The organism is Alkaliphilus serpentinus (assembly GCF_009017255.1).
GTDB lineage: Bacteria > Bacillota > Clostridia > Peptostreptococcales > Natronincolaceae > Alkaliphilus_D > Alkaliphilus_D serpentinus.
The window spans coordinates 1-13,526 of sequence record NZ_WBZB01000040.1 but is presented as its reverse complement, the minus strand read 5'-3'; the positions used below and the strand labels follow the sequence as shown (position 1 = coordinate 13,526).

The window sequence follows — 13,526 nt, the reverse complement described above, 5'->3', positions numbered from 1 at the left end:
TATGGACTTTATTCGTCAATGGATTGTAACAATCCTTTCTGTAATTATCTTTATAACCTTTGTTGAAATTTTACTGCCCAATTCAAACAATCGAAAGTACATTAATGTGGTTGTAGGTCTATTAATTATGTTGGTTATCTTAAAGCCCGTTATGGGTGTCATCAATCAGCAAATACCCTTTGGTGAAGAAATCCTTCAGAATACCAATCAGATGGAAATGATGACTGTTAAAAATCATTATAATCATGTAGATTTAGCCAATAAAGAGAATATTATTAATCTTTATAAGCAGCAACTGAAGGAGCAAATGTTGGATCGTATTGAAAACAAGATGGGCTACCCCGTTGATGATTTAAGAATTAACATCGTTGAAGAGGAGGGAGAGACCTTCGGAATGATTAATAGTGTGGAAGTGTATCTTCTGGAGGAAAAGGAAGCAGAAAATCCAAAAGGAGTTTCCGACATATCGGTAAATGTTGTGATAGATGGAAAAAAAAATAATAAACCAGACGATGATAGCATATTGTTAAATAATGAAGGAGATGAAATTAAAAAGGATTTAAGTGACTTTTATAGCATTTCCCAAGACAGCATTATTGTAACTTTACTGAAGAATAAAAAATAGGGGGTACTAAAATGGAAAAACTTTTTGAGGAATTGAAAAAACTTCTACAAAAGAAATATGTAGCCAACCTGTTGGTTGTAATTACTGCTGGTATTCTGCTACTTATTTTTTTCAGCGATTTTGGTGCAAGCAGTAGAACTCAAAATAACTCCAATAGGCAGTACAACGATGAGATTTTGGTAAATAGTGAAGGTCAAAAAACAGATGAAGAAATTGTTGAAGGTCGATTAAAGAGGATATTACAAGAAATTAAAGGAGCTGGAGAAGTAGAAGTGATGATTACCTTTGAAATAGGCTCTGAAATGGTGGCAGCAATGAACACGGTAACCTCTACGGATAAAACCGAAGAGAAGGATGCCAATGGAGGTACTAGGGTGGTTACCTCAGAAAGTACCACAGGAAACATTGCAACAATCAATGATAGCAGTGGGAACAAACCATTGGTGATTAAGGAGATAATGCCACAGATAAAGGGTGTAATTGTAGTAGCTGAAGGTGCTGATGATATTCAGGTAAAATCAATGCTTTATGAAGCTGTTAAAACAGTTTTGCAGGTACCTGGCCATAAAGTACAGATATATACTAAGAATTAAGGAGGGAATTATATGAAAATCAGTGGCATGTACAAAAAGAACTTTATAATTTTTTCATTAGTGTTAATGTTAGGTTTAATAGGTTATATCAACTACAGCTTAAATAAACAGTCCCTACTTGAAACCTCCAGTGACCTGGAAGAATATGAGCTTATGATGTTGGAGGAGGAGGCTCCGGTAGACATAGTAGTCAATGAAGAGGAAGAGGGCTTAGCTGAGGTTGCAAACCCAGAGGATGATTATGATACCATTATTGTTGATAGTTTAGAAGGTGACATCATCAATGATGTTGCCAATGAAACCAGTTCAGAAATAACAGACATTTTAACCAATAAAGAAATGATGAGTAGTAGTTCTTATTTTATAGAGGGTAGACTTGAGCGAGATAAAAGAAGAAGTGAGATGATGAGTTATTTAAATGATATCATCGATAATCAATATACTTCTGAGGATCTTAGGAATCAAGCTCAAGGGATGAAGCTTGTAGTATTAAGCAACACGGAAATGGAAATGCTTATAGAAAATATGATTATTGCTAAGGGCTTTAATGATGTAATTGTATATCTAGGTGACGATTCCATTAATGTGATCGTACAAAGTGAAGGTTTAAATGAAATAGATGTTGCTAAAATTGTTGATATTATCACAAGGGAAACGGATATTCCAATGGACAACATAACCATCATGGAGAAAAAATAAGACTGTTTGTCAATATTGCTGGAATTTGGTATAATAATTCTAGATATTGACAAGCAGGAGGTGAAGATATGGATGCCATACAAAAGCTAGAAAACGGTGATATTAAAATTTCCGAAGATGTAATCGCTACAATCGCTGGAGTTTCAGCAACCGATGTAAAGGGTGTTGCTGGCATGAGTGGAGGATTAGTAGGAGGCATAGCAGAAATCTTAGGTAAAAAAAGCCTATCTAAGGGCGTTAAAATAGATATTAACGATAAAGGTGCCTTTATTGATTTATACCTTATTGTTGAATATGGTGTTAGAATCCCAGATATCGCATGGGAAATCCAAGATAAAGTAAAAACCATTATTCAAACGATGACCAATTTAAATGTAATTGAAGTGAATATACATATTCAAGGGGTAGCTTTTCCAAATATAAAAGAGGATGACCCCCAGCAGAAACAATCAAAATAATTGAATTGAGACCCTCTTAGGTTAGAGGGTTTTCTTACAGTTTACAGTAATTTTAAATCTTCCTTAAAAGTAGATTAAAATTGCTATTATTTTCTAACAATATAGTTAATTGAGATACAAAGGAGGAAGTAAAGTGAGTAGGAAGATTGCAAGGGAGCTTTGTATGAAGACCCTTTTTCAAATGAGTATTCTAAAGGATTATAGCACCGAAGTAATGAATCGTTATTTAGAAGAAGAACTAACCTTTGATGGACAACAGGATTATATTAATAGGGCCCTAGAAGCTACCATCAATAACATGAAGACCATTGATGAAATAATCGAGGAATTTTCAAAGGGCTGGAATATTAATAGAATCGCTAAGGTAGATTTGGCAATATTAAGACTAGCCTTCGGCGAAATTCTTTATCTTGAGGATATTCCCTATGCTGTATCCATAAATGAAGCAATCGAGATGGCAAAAAAATACAGCTCAGATGAATCGGATAATTTTATCAATGGAATCTTAGGGAAGTTTGTTGAGGCCAGGGGATTAAAGAAGGATGAATAAAGAGGGTTATGTTTTAGGGATTGATACCAGTAATTATACAACCTCTATTGCAGTACTAGACCTTGAAGGGAAGCTTGTTGCAGATTCACGAATACTCTTATCTGTTAGGGTAGGAGATGTTGGCTTAAGACAATCGGAGGCATTATTTCAGCATATTAAGAATCTCCCCAACATTATGGAAGAGCTTAAAAGCAAAATTCCTGGTAAAATTGTTGCAATTGCTTCTGCAACTGCTCCAAGACCAGTGGAAGGATCCTATATGCCGGTATTTATGGCTGCCAAATCCTATGGACAAGCCTGTTCAGCCCTACTTGGGGTACCCTTTTTTGAATTTAGCCATCAGGAAGGCCACATAGAAGCCGGTCTATGGTCATTGAAAACAGCAATTAATGAGGAATTTATAGCCCTACATATTTCGGGAGGAACAACGGAGCTCTTAAGGGTTTTACCCAATGGAGTTGGTTATGAAATTGATATAATCGGTGGAACCACCGATTTGAGTGCAGGGCAATTTATAGATCGAATAGGCGTCAAGTTGGGCTTACCCTTTCCCTCTGGTCCAGCCCTAGAGAACTTAGCAAAGGAATGGAAGGGAGAGGCAATAAAGCTCCCTGCTTCTGTTAAAGGTAGTGAAATTAGTTTTTCTGGTCCTGAAACCCATTTGCAAAGAAGCTTAGATGCGTTTTCCTCAAAGGAAGAACTGGCCTATTCATTGTTTGAGTCTATAGGGAAATCCTTAGCAACATTGTTAACAAATACATGGATGCAAAATTCCTACAGAGATTTGCTGATTGTTGGAGGTGTTGCAGCAAATAACCAAATAAGGGCTATACTGACGGAATCCTTAAGACCTAAAGGGATTTATACCCACTTATCAATTCCTCGCTATTCATCAGATAATGCTGTGGGCATAGCAGCCTTCGCCTTAAAGAAAGTAATAGATGGTAAAATCTTTTAACAAGAATAAGGTTTTTTAATATGAGCATAGGGTGGTTTCAAAATGCAATTAAGAATATTGAGTGTTTCAGAATTAAATCAATATATAAAAAGAGTTTTAACAAATGATCCTATTCTATTTAATCTTAAGGTTCAAGGAGAAATCTCCAATTTTAAACATCATAACAGTGGACATATGTACTTTACCTTAAAGGATGAAGGCAATAGAATTAGCTGTGTAATGTTTAAGAGTAATGCTAAAAAACTGAAGTTTAAGGTTAAAGAGGGTATGAAGGTAACTCTGGCAGGTTATATCTCGATATTTGAAAGGGATGGTCAATATCAGCTATATGCCAATAGTATGGAGCCCATGGGGGTAGGAGCCTTATATCTAGCCTTTCAACAGCTAAAGGAAAAGCTAGAAAAGGAAGGTCTATTTGATAAAACCGTAAAAAAGAAGCTTCCATATCTACCCAAGAAGATTGGGGTAATTACCTCTCCAACCGGTGCAGCCATCAGGGATATTTTAAGTATTATCACCAGAAGATTTCCCAATATCCATATAGTTGTTTATCCTGTGTTGGTACAGGGGGAGGGAGCTGCTAAAGATATTGCTTCTGCAATAAATAAAGCAAATCTTGATACTGAGCTGGAGGTTTTAATAGTAGGTAGGGGTGGAGGCTCTATTGAGGAGTTGTGGGCCTTTAACGAGGAAATCGTGGCAAGGTCAATCTATCGTAGTAGAATTCCCGTTATTTCAGCAGTGGGACATGAAACAGATTTTACGATTGCCGACTTTGTAGCAGACTTAAGAGCTCCTACACCTTCTGCAGCAGCCGAGCTTGCCGTTCCTGAATACAGAGAGCTTATCCTACAGTTAGAGATTAGAAAAAGGCGACTTGAATTAATCATCAAAAACCGATTAAATACCCTAAAGGATCGATTAAAGGCTGTTGAAACTAGTTATCCCTTTAAATATCCAATGGATAAAATAAATACCTTGCGACAAAATCTGGATACAAATTATCAATATCTTTGTAAAGCAATGGCTGAATACCCTAAAGAGTTAAGAAAGGACTTACTATTTACTGGAGAACGATTAAATACCTTAAGTCCATTGTCAGTCCTTTCAAGGGGTTTCGCAGTGGCAATGAAAACCGATGGTAGGATCCTTAGAAGTGTGAAGGATATACAGGAGGACGAAGATATCAATCTTAGACTTAGGGATGGAGAGGTCACCTGTTTAGTGAAGGAAATAAAGGTAGGAAAAATTGAAAGTTGAAAAATGAAAATGGAAGCTGATGTAAAAAAAACAAACAAAGCTTAAAGTTTAAGTAAATGATCTTTGTATCTAAATACCTTATAAAATGTATGGATATATAAATAAAAAGTAATTGCTGATATTGAGTATCTAATTAGATAGCAGTACAAGGGAGAGGATGGGTTTAATGAAGAAGGAAAATTTTGAAGAGGCCTTTAAAAAACTAGAAGAAATCATAGATCAACTTGAAAATAAAGAACTAAGCCTAGATGAGTCTTTAAAGCTTTTTCAGGAGGGAACAAAACTATATCAACAATGTCATTCTAAATTAGATGAAGCGGAAAAGAGAATATCTAAAATATTAGATGATAACGGAAGCATTAAAATGGTTCCCTTTGAAACAGAGGAGGAGTAGCTATGGAATTTAAAACTCAGTTAATGAACTATGTGGAATTGGTAAATAAAAAGCTAAATGAATACTTTCCTATGATAGATACTACCAATAAAAATCTCTTTGATGCTATGGCCTATAGTATAAATGCTGGGGGAAAAAGACTTAGACCTGTACTAATGCTTGCTGCCTATAATCTTTTTAGAGAGGATACTGAAACTCCATTACCCTATTGCTGTGGTATAGAAATGATCCATACATACTCCTTAATACATGATGATTTACCAGCAATGGATAATGATGATTATAGAAGGGGGAAGCCAACGAATCACAAGGTATTTGGTGAAGGGTTGGCAATTTTAGCAGGGGATGGATTGCTAAATTATGCCTTTGAAATCATGCTTAAGGATGCTTTAACCCATAAGGATACTAGACCCTTTACTCAGGCAATATACGAAATCTCAACCGCTGCTGGTGTGAATGGAATGATTGGCGGGCAGGTTGTTGATATAGAAAGCGAAAATACATTGATTGATGGCAGTACCTTAGATTATATACATCTTAATAAAACTGCAGCCATGATTACAGCATCCCTAAAGGCTGGGGCTATTATGGCTGAGGCAAAGGAAACCGATATAAAAAATATGGAGGTCATTGGCAGAAGCCTTGGGCTTGCCTTTCAAATAAAGGATGATATTTTAGATATTATCGGAGATAAGGGAAAGTTAGGGAAAGATATTGGTAGTGACATGGACAATAACAAATCCACATACCCCTCCTTGTATGGTTTAGAGTATTCTCAAAGTCGAGTAAGGGAATTGACAGAGGAAATAGAAATAATTTTAAATAGCTATGGAAATAAAAGCGGATTCCTTCGAGATTTGGGTATATATTTAATGGAAAGAGAGTGTTAAAAGGAGGAAACACCATGTACTTTTTAGAATCCATAGGAAATAACAAAATTTTATGGGCTTCAGTGTTGGCATGGTTTATTGCCCAGTCTTTAAAGGTTATACATTCCTACGTAGTTGATAGACGATTTAACATTTGGCGCTTTGTAGGTTCAGGAGGTATGCCCAGCTCCCATTCAGCCTTTGTTATGGGACTATCTACATCAATCGGTTTAACCCACGGTTGGGATTCCAGTATATTTGCTTTGGCCTTTTCCATGTCTCTTATTGTCATGTATGATGCAGCAGGGGTAAGAAGGGCTGTAGGTAAGCAGGCAATTATCCTAAATAGAATTCTTGCTGATTTCCATACTAAGAAGGAGAAAAAGCTAACTGAAAAGAGATTGAAGGAGTTAGTGGGCCATACACCGGTTGAGGTGTTGGCTGGTGCCTTCCTAGGTATTATTATTGCCAATCTAGTGATTTGATACTAATATTTAACTTATGTTATAATCATTTTAGAAACTTTGTAGTGGTACAGTATTCTAGTCAATTAATCCATCTTGGAAGACGGGGCTAAAAATCCGTTGAAGGGCGTATCGATGAAGTTCTTTGTTTCGGCTGCTGACGCCCAGTTGGGGGTCGATTCAGGGAGTAAGGAGATGGGGGCGATCTGCAATGGCATGCGGGCGATGACCCTCACTTCGTGGAGACCAGCTTTAGTAATTTAAAGTAGGGGGAACCTGCAGACATGTATGAGGTACAGTCTGTAGTGTAGCCTGCCTTGAGTGGGGTGGGTGGATAAGGAGATCAGGTCTTGGACAAAAGGGCCCTTTGGAAAAGATCATTGCTCCTTGAAACCTAGTCTGCAAAAGAGGCTAAGAGCTGGATTAATTGTTGAGGAAAACTCCTAGACTGTTCTATTTGAAGTGCATTAGGGATTACAGTGCGGACTAAGTGGTAATCCAGTCCTGAAATTGGTGACAATTCAGAGTTCGATTTAAAGGGAAACCGCTGTTATGGCGACAGACAGTATTGAATTGGGAAATCCAACTGGACCTAAGCCGTAAAATTTACTTAATGTATTGCCACTACCTTAATTTGCTGATAGTATAGGGCTATCAGCTTTTTATTTTTCTTGAAAAAAGATATAATATTTAATAATATTACTATAGATTATTAAAAATTTTGGGGGGATTGTATTGTCGTCGGACAATAGTGACTTTAAGAAAATTAAAAAGGCAAACAAAGGGAATAATGAAATGAATGGATTATGGAAAAAATATAATTTAAGATGGGTAATAGTTATCTCAATATGGACCTTCATACTTACGATAATTTTTAGCTTTTTATCAGAAATCTTTTTATCAAGCACAGCGATAATTATAGCCTTCCTTTTGCTGCTAATCATAATTTTTATTGGAGTTATAAGTGATATGCTGGGTATTGCAGTAGCTGCTGCAGATGCCAAGCCCTTTCATGCAATGGCGGCAGATAAGGTTGAAGGTTCTAAAATTGCCATCAAGTTAGTTCGAAATGCCAGTGTAGTTAGTAGCTTCTGTAATGATGTAATAGGAGATATATGTGGAATCATCAGTGGTGTAGTAGGAACCAGTATCATATTACAGCTTCCTGATGGCCTGTTAATTTCAAAGTCTATGATTACTGTAGTACTGGCGGGATTTGTTGCTTCCTTAACGGTTGGTGGAAAGGCTGTTGGTAAAAATATTGCAATTAGACAATCGCAGAAAATTGTTTTTAAAGCGGCACGTTTTTTAAACTTTCTTCATATTAATATAGGGGTTGACATAATCCCTGATGTGAATGGCAAAAAATAGAAAGAGAGCTGAAGGGGATGTACTCATATTTATCAGGTATTAGTATGCCTGAAGATCTGAAAAAATTAACGGAAAAAGAAGTGGAAGTTCTAATTAAGGAAATTCGTAATTTTTTGATAGAATCTGTATCTAAAACAGGTGGGCACCTTGCTTCAAATCTTGGAGTTGTTGAGCTTACCTTAGCATTGCATACGGTTTTTGATACTTCTAAAGATCGAATCCTTTGGGATGTAGGACATCAATCCTATGTTCATAAAATTCTTACCGGGAGAAAAGATGAATTTCATACATTAAGACAGTACAAGGGGATTAGTGGATTTCCTAAAATTTCAGAAAGTATCCACGATCATTTTAATACCGGTCATAGTAGTACATCCATTTCTGCAGCCTTGGGTATGGCCTTTGCTAGAGATTTACAACAACAGGATCATTCCATTATAGCTGTTATAGGGGATGGTGCCTTAACGGGTGGTATGGCCTTTGAGGCATTAAATCATGCTGGTCAAAGCAAAAAAAATCTTATGGTCATTTTAAATGATAATGAGATGTCCATTTCACCCAATGTTGGTGGTTTATCTGATTACTTAACGAGAATAAGAACTGCTCCCATCTATTATAGAGTTAAGGGTGATATTGAACAGTTAATCGGTAAAATTCCTGCAATAGGTAAAAGTGTTGTAAAAACAGTAGAAAAGGCTAAGGATAGTATTAAATACTTCTTTGTTCCAGGCATTTTATTCGAAGAGCTTGGCTTTACCTATATAGGACCAGTTGATGGACATAATTACGAGAGCCTATGTAAGGTTCTAAATAAATATAAAAACTTAAATGGACCAGTTTTAGTACATGTGATTACAAAAAAGGGGAAGGGATATAAGCCAGCAGAAACCTCGCCCCATGACTTCCATGGTGTCAGTCCCTTCAAAATTGATTCTGGGGAACCCTTAAAGGCAAAAAAGAAAACCACCTTTTCGGATATTGCTGGATCCACTCTGGTTAAGGCTGCAGAGGCAGATGATTCTATTGTGGCTATTACAGCCGCCATGCCTTCCGGGACAGGCCTAACTGAGTTTTCGCAAAAGTTTCCAGAGCGCTTCATAGATGTTGGAATAGCGGAACAACATGCGGTAACCTTAGCAGCAGGCTTGGCAGCTGCAGGCTGTAGACCTGTTTTTCCAGTTTATTCAACCTTTTTACAAAGAGGCTATGATCAGGTTCTTCATGATGTCTGTCTTCAGAATCTCCCTGTAACCTTATTACTAGATCGAGCTGGATTGGTAGGAAATGATGGAGAAACCCATCATGGAGTATTTGATATATCTTTCTTATCCTGCATTCCAAATTTAGTCATGATGGCACCCAAAGATGGAGATGAGCTTCAGGAAATGATCCAATACTCGCTAAAGCTGAAATCACCAGTAGCCATAAGATATCCTAGAGGCAATGCTGGAATAACAGAAGATTCCAACAATATTTCTATCCATAAGGGCAAAGGGGAAATACTATTTGAAGCTGGAAAAGATGCTTTGATTATAGCTCTGGGTACTATGTGTGAAGAAGCCTTAAAGGCAGCCCATACATTGGCGCAAAAGGGCATTAAGGTCACCATCATTAATCCCAGATTTATTAAACCCTTAGATGAAGGATTGATATTAGAGTATGCCAATAAGTGCAATAGTATTTATACTATTGAAGATCATGTAAAGCACGGAGGATTTGGTAGTCAAGTTCTCAGCCTTCTTAATGATCATTCAATTAATAAGGAAGTTAGAATATTTGCCATTCCAGATGAGTTTGTTGAACATGGAGACGTCCATATACTCCATGATTATTACCACTTATGCGGAGATAAACTAGCCCAGGAGATCCAGCAGGATTTTTTAGGTAATGTTTATTCGCCATTTGTGTTAACACGATAGCTAGGAGTATGATATGGAAAAATTAAGATTAGATCAATTATTATTTCAAAAAGGTTTTTTTGATAGTAGAGAAAAAGCAAGAAGGGCTGTAATGGCTGGTGTAGTTTATGTTGATAATCAAAAGGTAGACAAGGCTGGTACAAAGATCAGTGAAACAGCCGATATAATGGTAAAGGAAAACCCCCTTTCCTATGTAAGTAGAGGTGGCTTAAAGCTTGAGAAAGCTATTAAAGAGTTTTCCTTAGATTTAACGGGTTTCACATGTTTAGATATAGGGGCTTCCACCGGTGGCTTTACCGATTGTATGCTTCAGAAGGGTGCAGAAAAGGTTTTTTCCATTGATGTTGGATATGGGCAATTGGATTGGAAGCTCAGGCAAGATCCAAGGGTCATTTGTATGGAAAGAACAAATATTAGACATGTCAAAGCTGAAGATATTGGAGTATTAGCGGATTTTGCTTCCATTGATGTTTCCTTTATCTCATTAAAGCTGGTGCTGCCTGTTGTTAAGGAACTGTTGAAGGAATCGGGTCATGTGGTTGCTTTAATAAAACCTCAATTCGAAGCAGGTAGAGATCGTGTAGGGAAAAAAGGTGTTGTAAGGGATATTAATGTACATATAGATGTGGTTGTTAATATTATTCAATTTGCAGAAAATCACGGATTTGAGGTAGAAGGCCTTTCCTTTTCACCTATTAAAGGTCCAGAAGGAAATATTGAATATTTATTACATCTTTGCAATAACAATATTAAGGATAATCAATATAATGAAGAGGACATTATTCAGATTATAAAGGAATCTCATCATTCTCTCTAATACAAACTAGCATTTATTGCTAGTTTTGTTGTATAGCAATAAAAAACCTTTCCTCCTTGGAATTCCACATTTTTTTTAATGTTTCAAATTATAATGCAAATGATTGCAGTCCAAATAAAAAAAATTAATCATATGATAAATATAATAAGTTTTATTGGTAAATTTGAAGGAAATTGAAAATAAATGAAGAATAATAAAAATACATGGTTATGCATAAGACAAACGGGGTATGGTTATATATTAATTATTTTAAGGGAGGATTACCATGAAATACACAAGACATGCAAAAATACTAGAGATTATCGAGAATAAGGAGATAGAAACTCAAGAGGAGCTATCAGAAGAACTAAAAAGAATAGGGTTAAATGTAACACAAGCTACAGTTTCCAGGGATATTAAGGAGCTACGACTTATAAAGGTTTTGTCTAAAACTGGTAAATATAAATATGCTACATTAAAGAGTCAGGATTCTATATTGTCCGATAGACTCATCAGATTGTTTAAGGATTCCATTTTATCAATAGATCATGCTGGAAATTTTCTAGTACTTAAAACAATCCCTGCTGCTGCTCAGGCTGCTGCATCAGCCATCGATGCTACAGGCTTTGAGGGAATAGTGGGTACTGTTGCTGGAGATGATACAATCTTTGTTTTAATAAGAGATGCAAATATGATGGATGAGATGAAGGAGAAATTTAGAAAACTTATGAAATAGAGGAGGCCTTTTATGCTTTTAGAGCTGGAGGTAAAAAACTTTGCGTTAATTAATCAATTAAATCTTCAGTTTGAAAAAGGACTTAATGTTTTAACGGGGGAAACAGGAGCTGGTAAGTCAATAATCATTGATGCTGTCAATATGGTAATTGGTGAAAGGGCTGATCGCCAAGTTGTGAGAAATGGCACCAACAAATGTACAATTCAGGCTATTTTCGATGGTACAGACAGAGGGGATATCAGGGGACTTTTTACTGAGAGTGGCATTGACTGGGATGAAGAAGAACTGATCATCATCACAAGAGAAATCTATGCCAATGGTAGAAGTATTTCACGGATTAATGGAGTTTTAGTGACCCAGGGGTTGTTAAAGTCTATTACAGAAAAATTGATTGATATCCATGGACAACACCAGCATCAATCTTTGTTGAATCCTCTTTTTCATATTGAATTACTGGATGCCTTTGGGGGTGATGAGGTAGCTAAATATCGTCAACTAATTGACCATAATTACAAGCTACTTTTGAAGGCAGAGGGTAGGCTGAAAAACTTATGTGGAAATGAAATGGAACGGGAAAGAAAAATAGACCTACTACGTTTTCAATTAGAGGAAATTGAAGCCGCAGCTTTAAAGATTGATGAAGAGGAAGAATTAACCCATCAAAGAAATTTATTGGCCAATGGCGAGAAAATTTACAAGACGGTTTCACAAGCCTATGAAGGGTTGTATGAAGGTAGTAATTACCCCTCTATACTAGACAATCTCGGGAATATTGTAAATCAGTTTCAAGGTATAGCCTCCTTTCATCAAAAATTATCAGGATTTCATGGTTCCTTAGAGGAGCTTCAATATAGGCTTGAGGATTTATCTCGAGAAATTAGAGATTTTAAAGACAATATAGATTTTGAACCCTACTTACTCAATGAGGTAGAGAAAAGACTAGACTTAATTAATAGCTTAAAAAGAAAATATGGTGCTTCCATAAAGGAAATATTGGATTATAAAAGGCAAATAGAGAGAGAGCTTGACTTTTATACCAATAGTGAAGAAGAAATTAAGATTCTACAGGTGGAAATTGAAAAGATTAAAAAGGATCTTACGGAGGACTCTTTAAAGTTAAGCAAACTAAGGAAAGATATTGCAGCATTGTTAGAAGGGGAGCTTCAAAAAATTATGGCTGATTTAAATATGCCAAGGGCTCAATTAAAGGTGGAGATTCAAAATCTAGTAAATGAAGAAAAGGATTTAAAATTTTCCTCAAAGGGTATTGATCATATCGAATTCATGATTTCAACAAACTTAGGCGAAGATCTTAAACCCTTAGCGAAAATAGCTTCTGGTGGAGAAATGTCAAGAATCATGCTGGCTATAAAAGCAATCTTAGCAGATGTTGATGAAATAAGCACTTTAATATTTGATGAAATTGACACCGGTATAAGCGGTAATACCGCTAAAATTGTTGGAGACAAGCTTTATAATATAGCTAGAGGCCATCAGGTAATTTGCATAACCCATCTTCCTCAAATTGCAGCCCAGGCTGATATTCACTTCTTAATAGAAAAGGTTGAGGTGGAGGAAAGTACTGTAACTCATGTGAAAAAATTGCATATGGATGCGAGAACAAAGGAAATAGGCAGGCTGCTAGGTGGAACCTTAACGGATATTACAATAAAGCATGCTGAAGAATTGCTAAATCAAAGGAGATCTGAAGTATAAAAGCTTCAGATTTTTTTATTTAATAGGAAAGTCTCTTGTTACCTATATAATGGGGGGATTTTAAGGGGGCACCCCCCTTATAAAAATAAGGAGAGGCGAGTTGTGTCACGAATAAGTG

The 13,526-nt window shown here is 36.3% G+C and carries 15 protein-coding genes; all 15 read left to right on the top strand.

The features are described 5' to 3' along the window. Nucleotide 1: 1 nt before the first annotated feature. The gene (spoIIIAF, locus tag F8153_RS11300) at nucleotides 2–625 is read left to right on the top strand and encodes a stage III sporulation protein AF (protein WP_151866468.1); all 624 of its coding nucleotides are present in this window, start codon (nucleotides 2–4) and stop codon (nucleotides 623–625) included. Nucleotides 626–636: 11 nt separating this feature from the next. After that, on the top strand, nucleotides 637–1,218 hold the full coding sequence (spoIIIAG, locus tag F8153_RS11295; RefSeq protein WP_151866467.1) for a stage III sporulation protein AG: 582 nt from the start codon (nucleotides 637–639) through the stop codon (nucleotides 1,216–1,218). A 12-nt stretch (nucleotides 1,219–1,230) separates the two neighbouring features. Next, nucleotides 1,231–1,917: a SpoIIIAH-like family protein gene (locus tag F8153_RS11290; protein ID WP_151866466.1), complete on the top strand. Its 687-nt coding sequence runs from the start codon at nucleotides 1,231–1,233 to the stop codon at nucleotides 1,915–1,917. Nucleotides 1,918–1,985: 68 nt separating this feature from the next. Next, nucleotides 1,986–2,375 carry an Asp23/Gls24 family envelope stress response protein gene (locus F8153_RS11285; protein WP_151866465.1) on the top strand — a complete coding sequence of 130 codons (390 nt, stop codon included), beginning with the start codon at nucleotides 1,986–1,988 and terminating at the stop codon, nucleotides 2,373–2,375. 133 nt (nucleotides 2,376–2,508) lie between these two features. Then, complete coding sequence (gene nusB, locus F8153_RS11280) at nucleotides 2,509–2,925, top strand: transcription antitermination factor NusB (protein ID WP_151866464.1); 417 nt, start codon at nucleotides 2,509–2,511, stop codon at nucleotides 2,923–2,925. After that, complete coding sequence (locus tag F8153_RS11275; protein WP_151866463.1) at nucleotides 2,918–3,883, top strand: tRNA (adenosine(37)-N6)-threonylcarbamoyltransferase complex transferase subunit TsaD; 966 nt, start codon at nucleotides 2,918–2,920, stop codon at nucleotides 3,881–3,883. The genes nusB and F8153_RS11275 overlap by 8 nt, the downstream gene beginning before the upstream one ends. Before the next feature lie 42 nt (nucleotides 3,884–3,925). Further along, nucleotides 3,926–5,143 (top strand): exodeoxyribonuclease VII large subunit, encoded by a 1,218-nt coding sequence (xseA, locus tag F8153_RS11270; RefSeq protein ID WP_151866462.1) that lies wholly within the window; start codon nucleotides 3,926–3,928, stop codon nucleotides 5,141–5,143. 166 nt (nucleotides 5,144–5,309) lie between these two features. Beyond that, entirely contained in the window at nucleotides 5,310–5,537 is a 228-nt protein-coding gene (xseB, locus tag F8153_RS11265) for an exodeoxyribonuclease VII small subunit (protein ID WP_151866461.1), read from the top strand. A 2-nt stretch (nucleotides 5,538–5,539) separates the two neighbouring features. Beyond that, nucleotides 5,540–6,427 carry a polyprenyl synthetase family protein gene (locus F8153_RS11260; RefSeq protein WP_151866460.1) on the top strand — a complete coding sequence of 296 codons (888 nt, stop codon included), beginning with the start codon at nucleotides 5,540–5,542 and terminating at the stop codon, nucleotides 6,425–6,427. A 14-nt stretch (nucleotides 6,428–6,441) separates the two neighbouring features. Further along, nucleotides 6,442–6,891, top strand: coding sequence for a divergent PAP2 family protein (locus tag F8153_RS11255; protein ID WP_151866459.1), 450 nt, complete (start codon nucleotides 6,442–6,444; stop codon nucleotides 6,889–6,891). Nucleotides 6,892–7,605: 714 nt separating this feature from the next. After that, nucleotides 7,606–8,241 carry a CNNM metal transporter family protein gene (locus tag F8153_RS11250; RefSeq protein ID WP_243136960.1) on the top strand — a complete coding sequence of 212 codons (636 nt, stop codon included), beginning with the start codon at nucleotides 7,606–7,608 and terminating at the stop codon, nucleotides 8,239–8,241. A gap of 17 nt (nucleotides 8,242–8,258) precedes the next feature. Next, nucleotides 8,259–10,160 (top strand): 1-deoxy-D-xylulose-5-phosphate synthase, encoded by a 1,902-nt coding sequence (dxs, locus tag F8153_RS11245; protein WP_151866458.1) that lies wholly within the window; start codon nucleotides 8,259–8,261, stop codon nucleotides 10,158–10,160. Nucleotides 10,161–10,173: 13 nt separating this feature from the next. Beyond that, a complete protein-coding gene (locus tag F8153_RS11240; RefSeq protein WP_151866457.1) occupies nucleotides 10,174–10,977 on the top strand; it encodes a TlyA family RNA methyltransferase in 804 nt (267 codons plus the stop codon). A gap of 265 nt (nucleotides 10,978–11,242) precedes the next feature. Further along, nucleotides 11,243–11,692, top strand: coding sequence for an arginine repressor (locus F8153_RS11235; protein ID WP_151866456.1), 450 nt, complete (start codon nucleotides 11,243–11,245; stop codon nucleotides 11,690–11,692). Nucleotides 11,693–11,704: 12 nt separating this feature from the next. Continuing rightward, a complete protein-coding gene (gene recN, locus F8153_RS11230) occupies nucleotides 11,705–13,408 on the top strand; it encodes a DNA repair protein RecN (RefSeq protein ID WP_151866455.1) in 1,704 nt (567 codons plus the stop codon). The last annotated feature ends 118 nt before the right edge of the window (nucleotides 13,409–13,526 follow it).

Bases quoted from the DNA above. Each gene is read 5' to 3' on its own strand.
- spoIIIAF (WP_151866468.1), top strand. From the start codon at position 2: ATGGACTTTATTCGTCAATGGATTGTAACAATCCTTTCTGTAATTATC.
- spoIIIAG (WP_151866467.1), top strand. From the start codon at position 637: ATGGAAAAACTTTTTGAGGAATTGAAAAAACTTCTACAAAAGAAATAT.
- F8153_RS11290 (WP_151866466.1), top strand. From the start codon at position 1,231: ATGAAAATCAGTGGCATGTACAAAAAGAACTTTATAATTTTTTCATTA.
- F8153_RS11285 (WP_151866465.1), top strand. From the start codon at position 1,986: ATGGATGCCATACAAAAGCTAGAAAACGGTGATATTAAAATTTCCGAA.
- F8153_RS11275 (WP_151866463.1), top strand. From the start codon at position 2,918: ATGAATAAAGAGGGTTATGTTTTAGGGATTGATACCAGTAATTATACA.
- xseA (WP_151866462.1), top strand. From the start codon at position 3,926: ATGCAATTAAGAATATTGAGTGTTTCAGAATTAAATCAATATATAAAA.
- xseB (WP_151866461.1), top strand. From the start codon at position 5,310: ATGAAGAAGGAAAATTTTGAAGAGGCCTTTAAAAAACTAGAAGAAATC.
- F8153_RS11260 (WP_151866460.1), top strand. From the start codon at position 5,540: ATGGAATTTAAAACTCAGTTAATGAACTATGTGGAATTGGTAAATAAA.
- F8153_RS11255 (WP_151866459.1), top strand. From the start codon at position 6,442: ATGTACTTTTTAGAATCCATAGGAAATAACAAAATTTTATGGGCTTCA.
- dxs (WP_151866458.1), top strand. From the start codon at position 8,259: ATGTACTCATATTTATCAGGTATTAGTATGCCTGAAGATCTGAAAAAA.
- F8153_RS11240 (WP_151866457.1), top strand. From the start codon at position 10,174: ATGGAAAAATTAAGATTAGATCAATTATTATTTCAAAAAGGTTTTTTT.
- F8153_RS11235 (WP_151866456.1), top strand. From the start codon at position 11,243: ATGAAATACACAAGACATGCAAAAATACTAGAGATTATCGAGAATAAG.
- recN (WP_151866455.1), top strand. From the start codon at position 11,705: ATGCTTTTAGAGCTGGAGGTAAAAAACTTTGCGTTAATTAATCAATTA.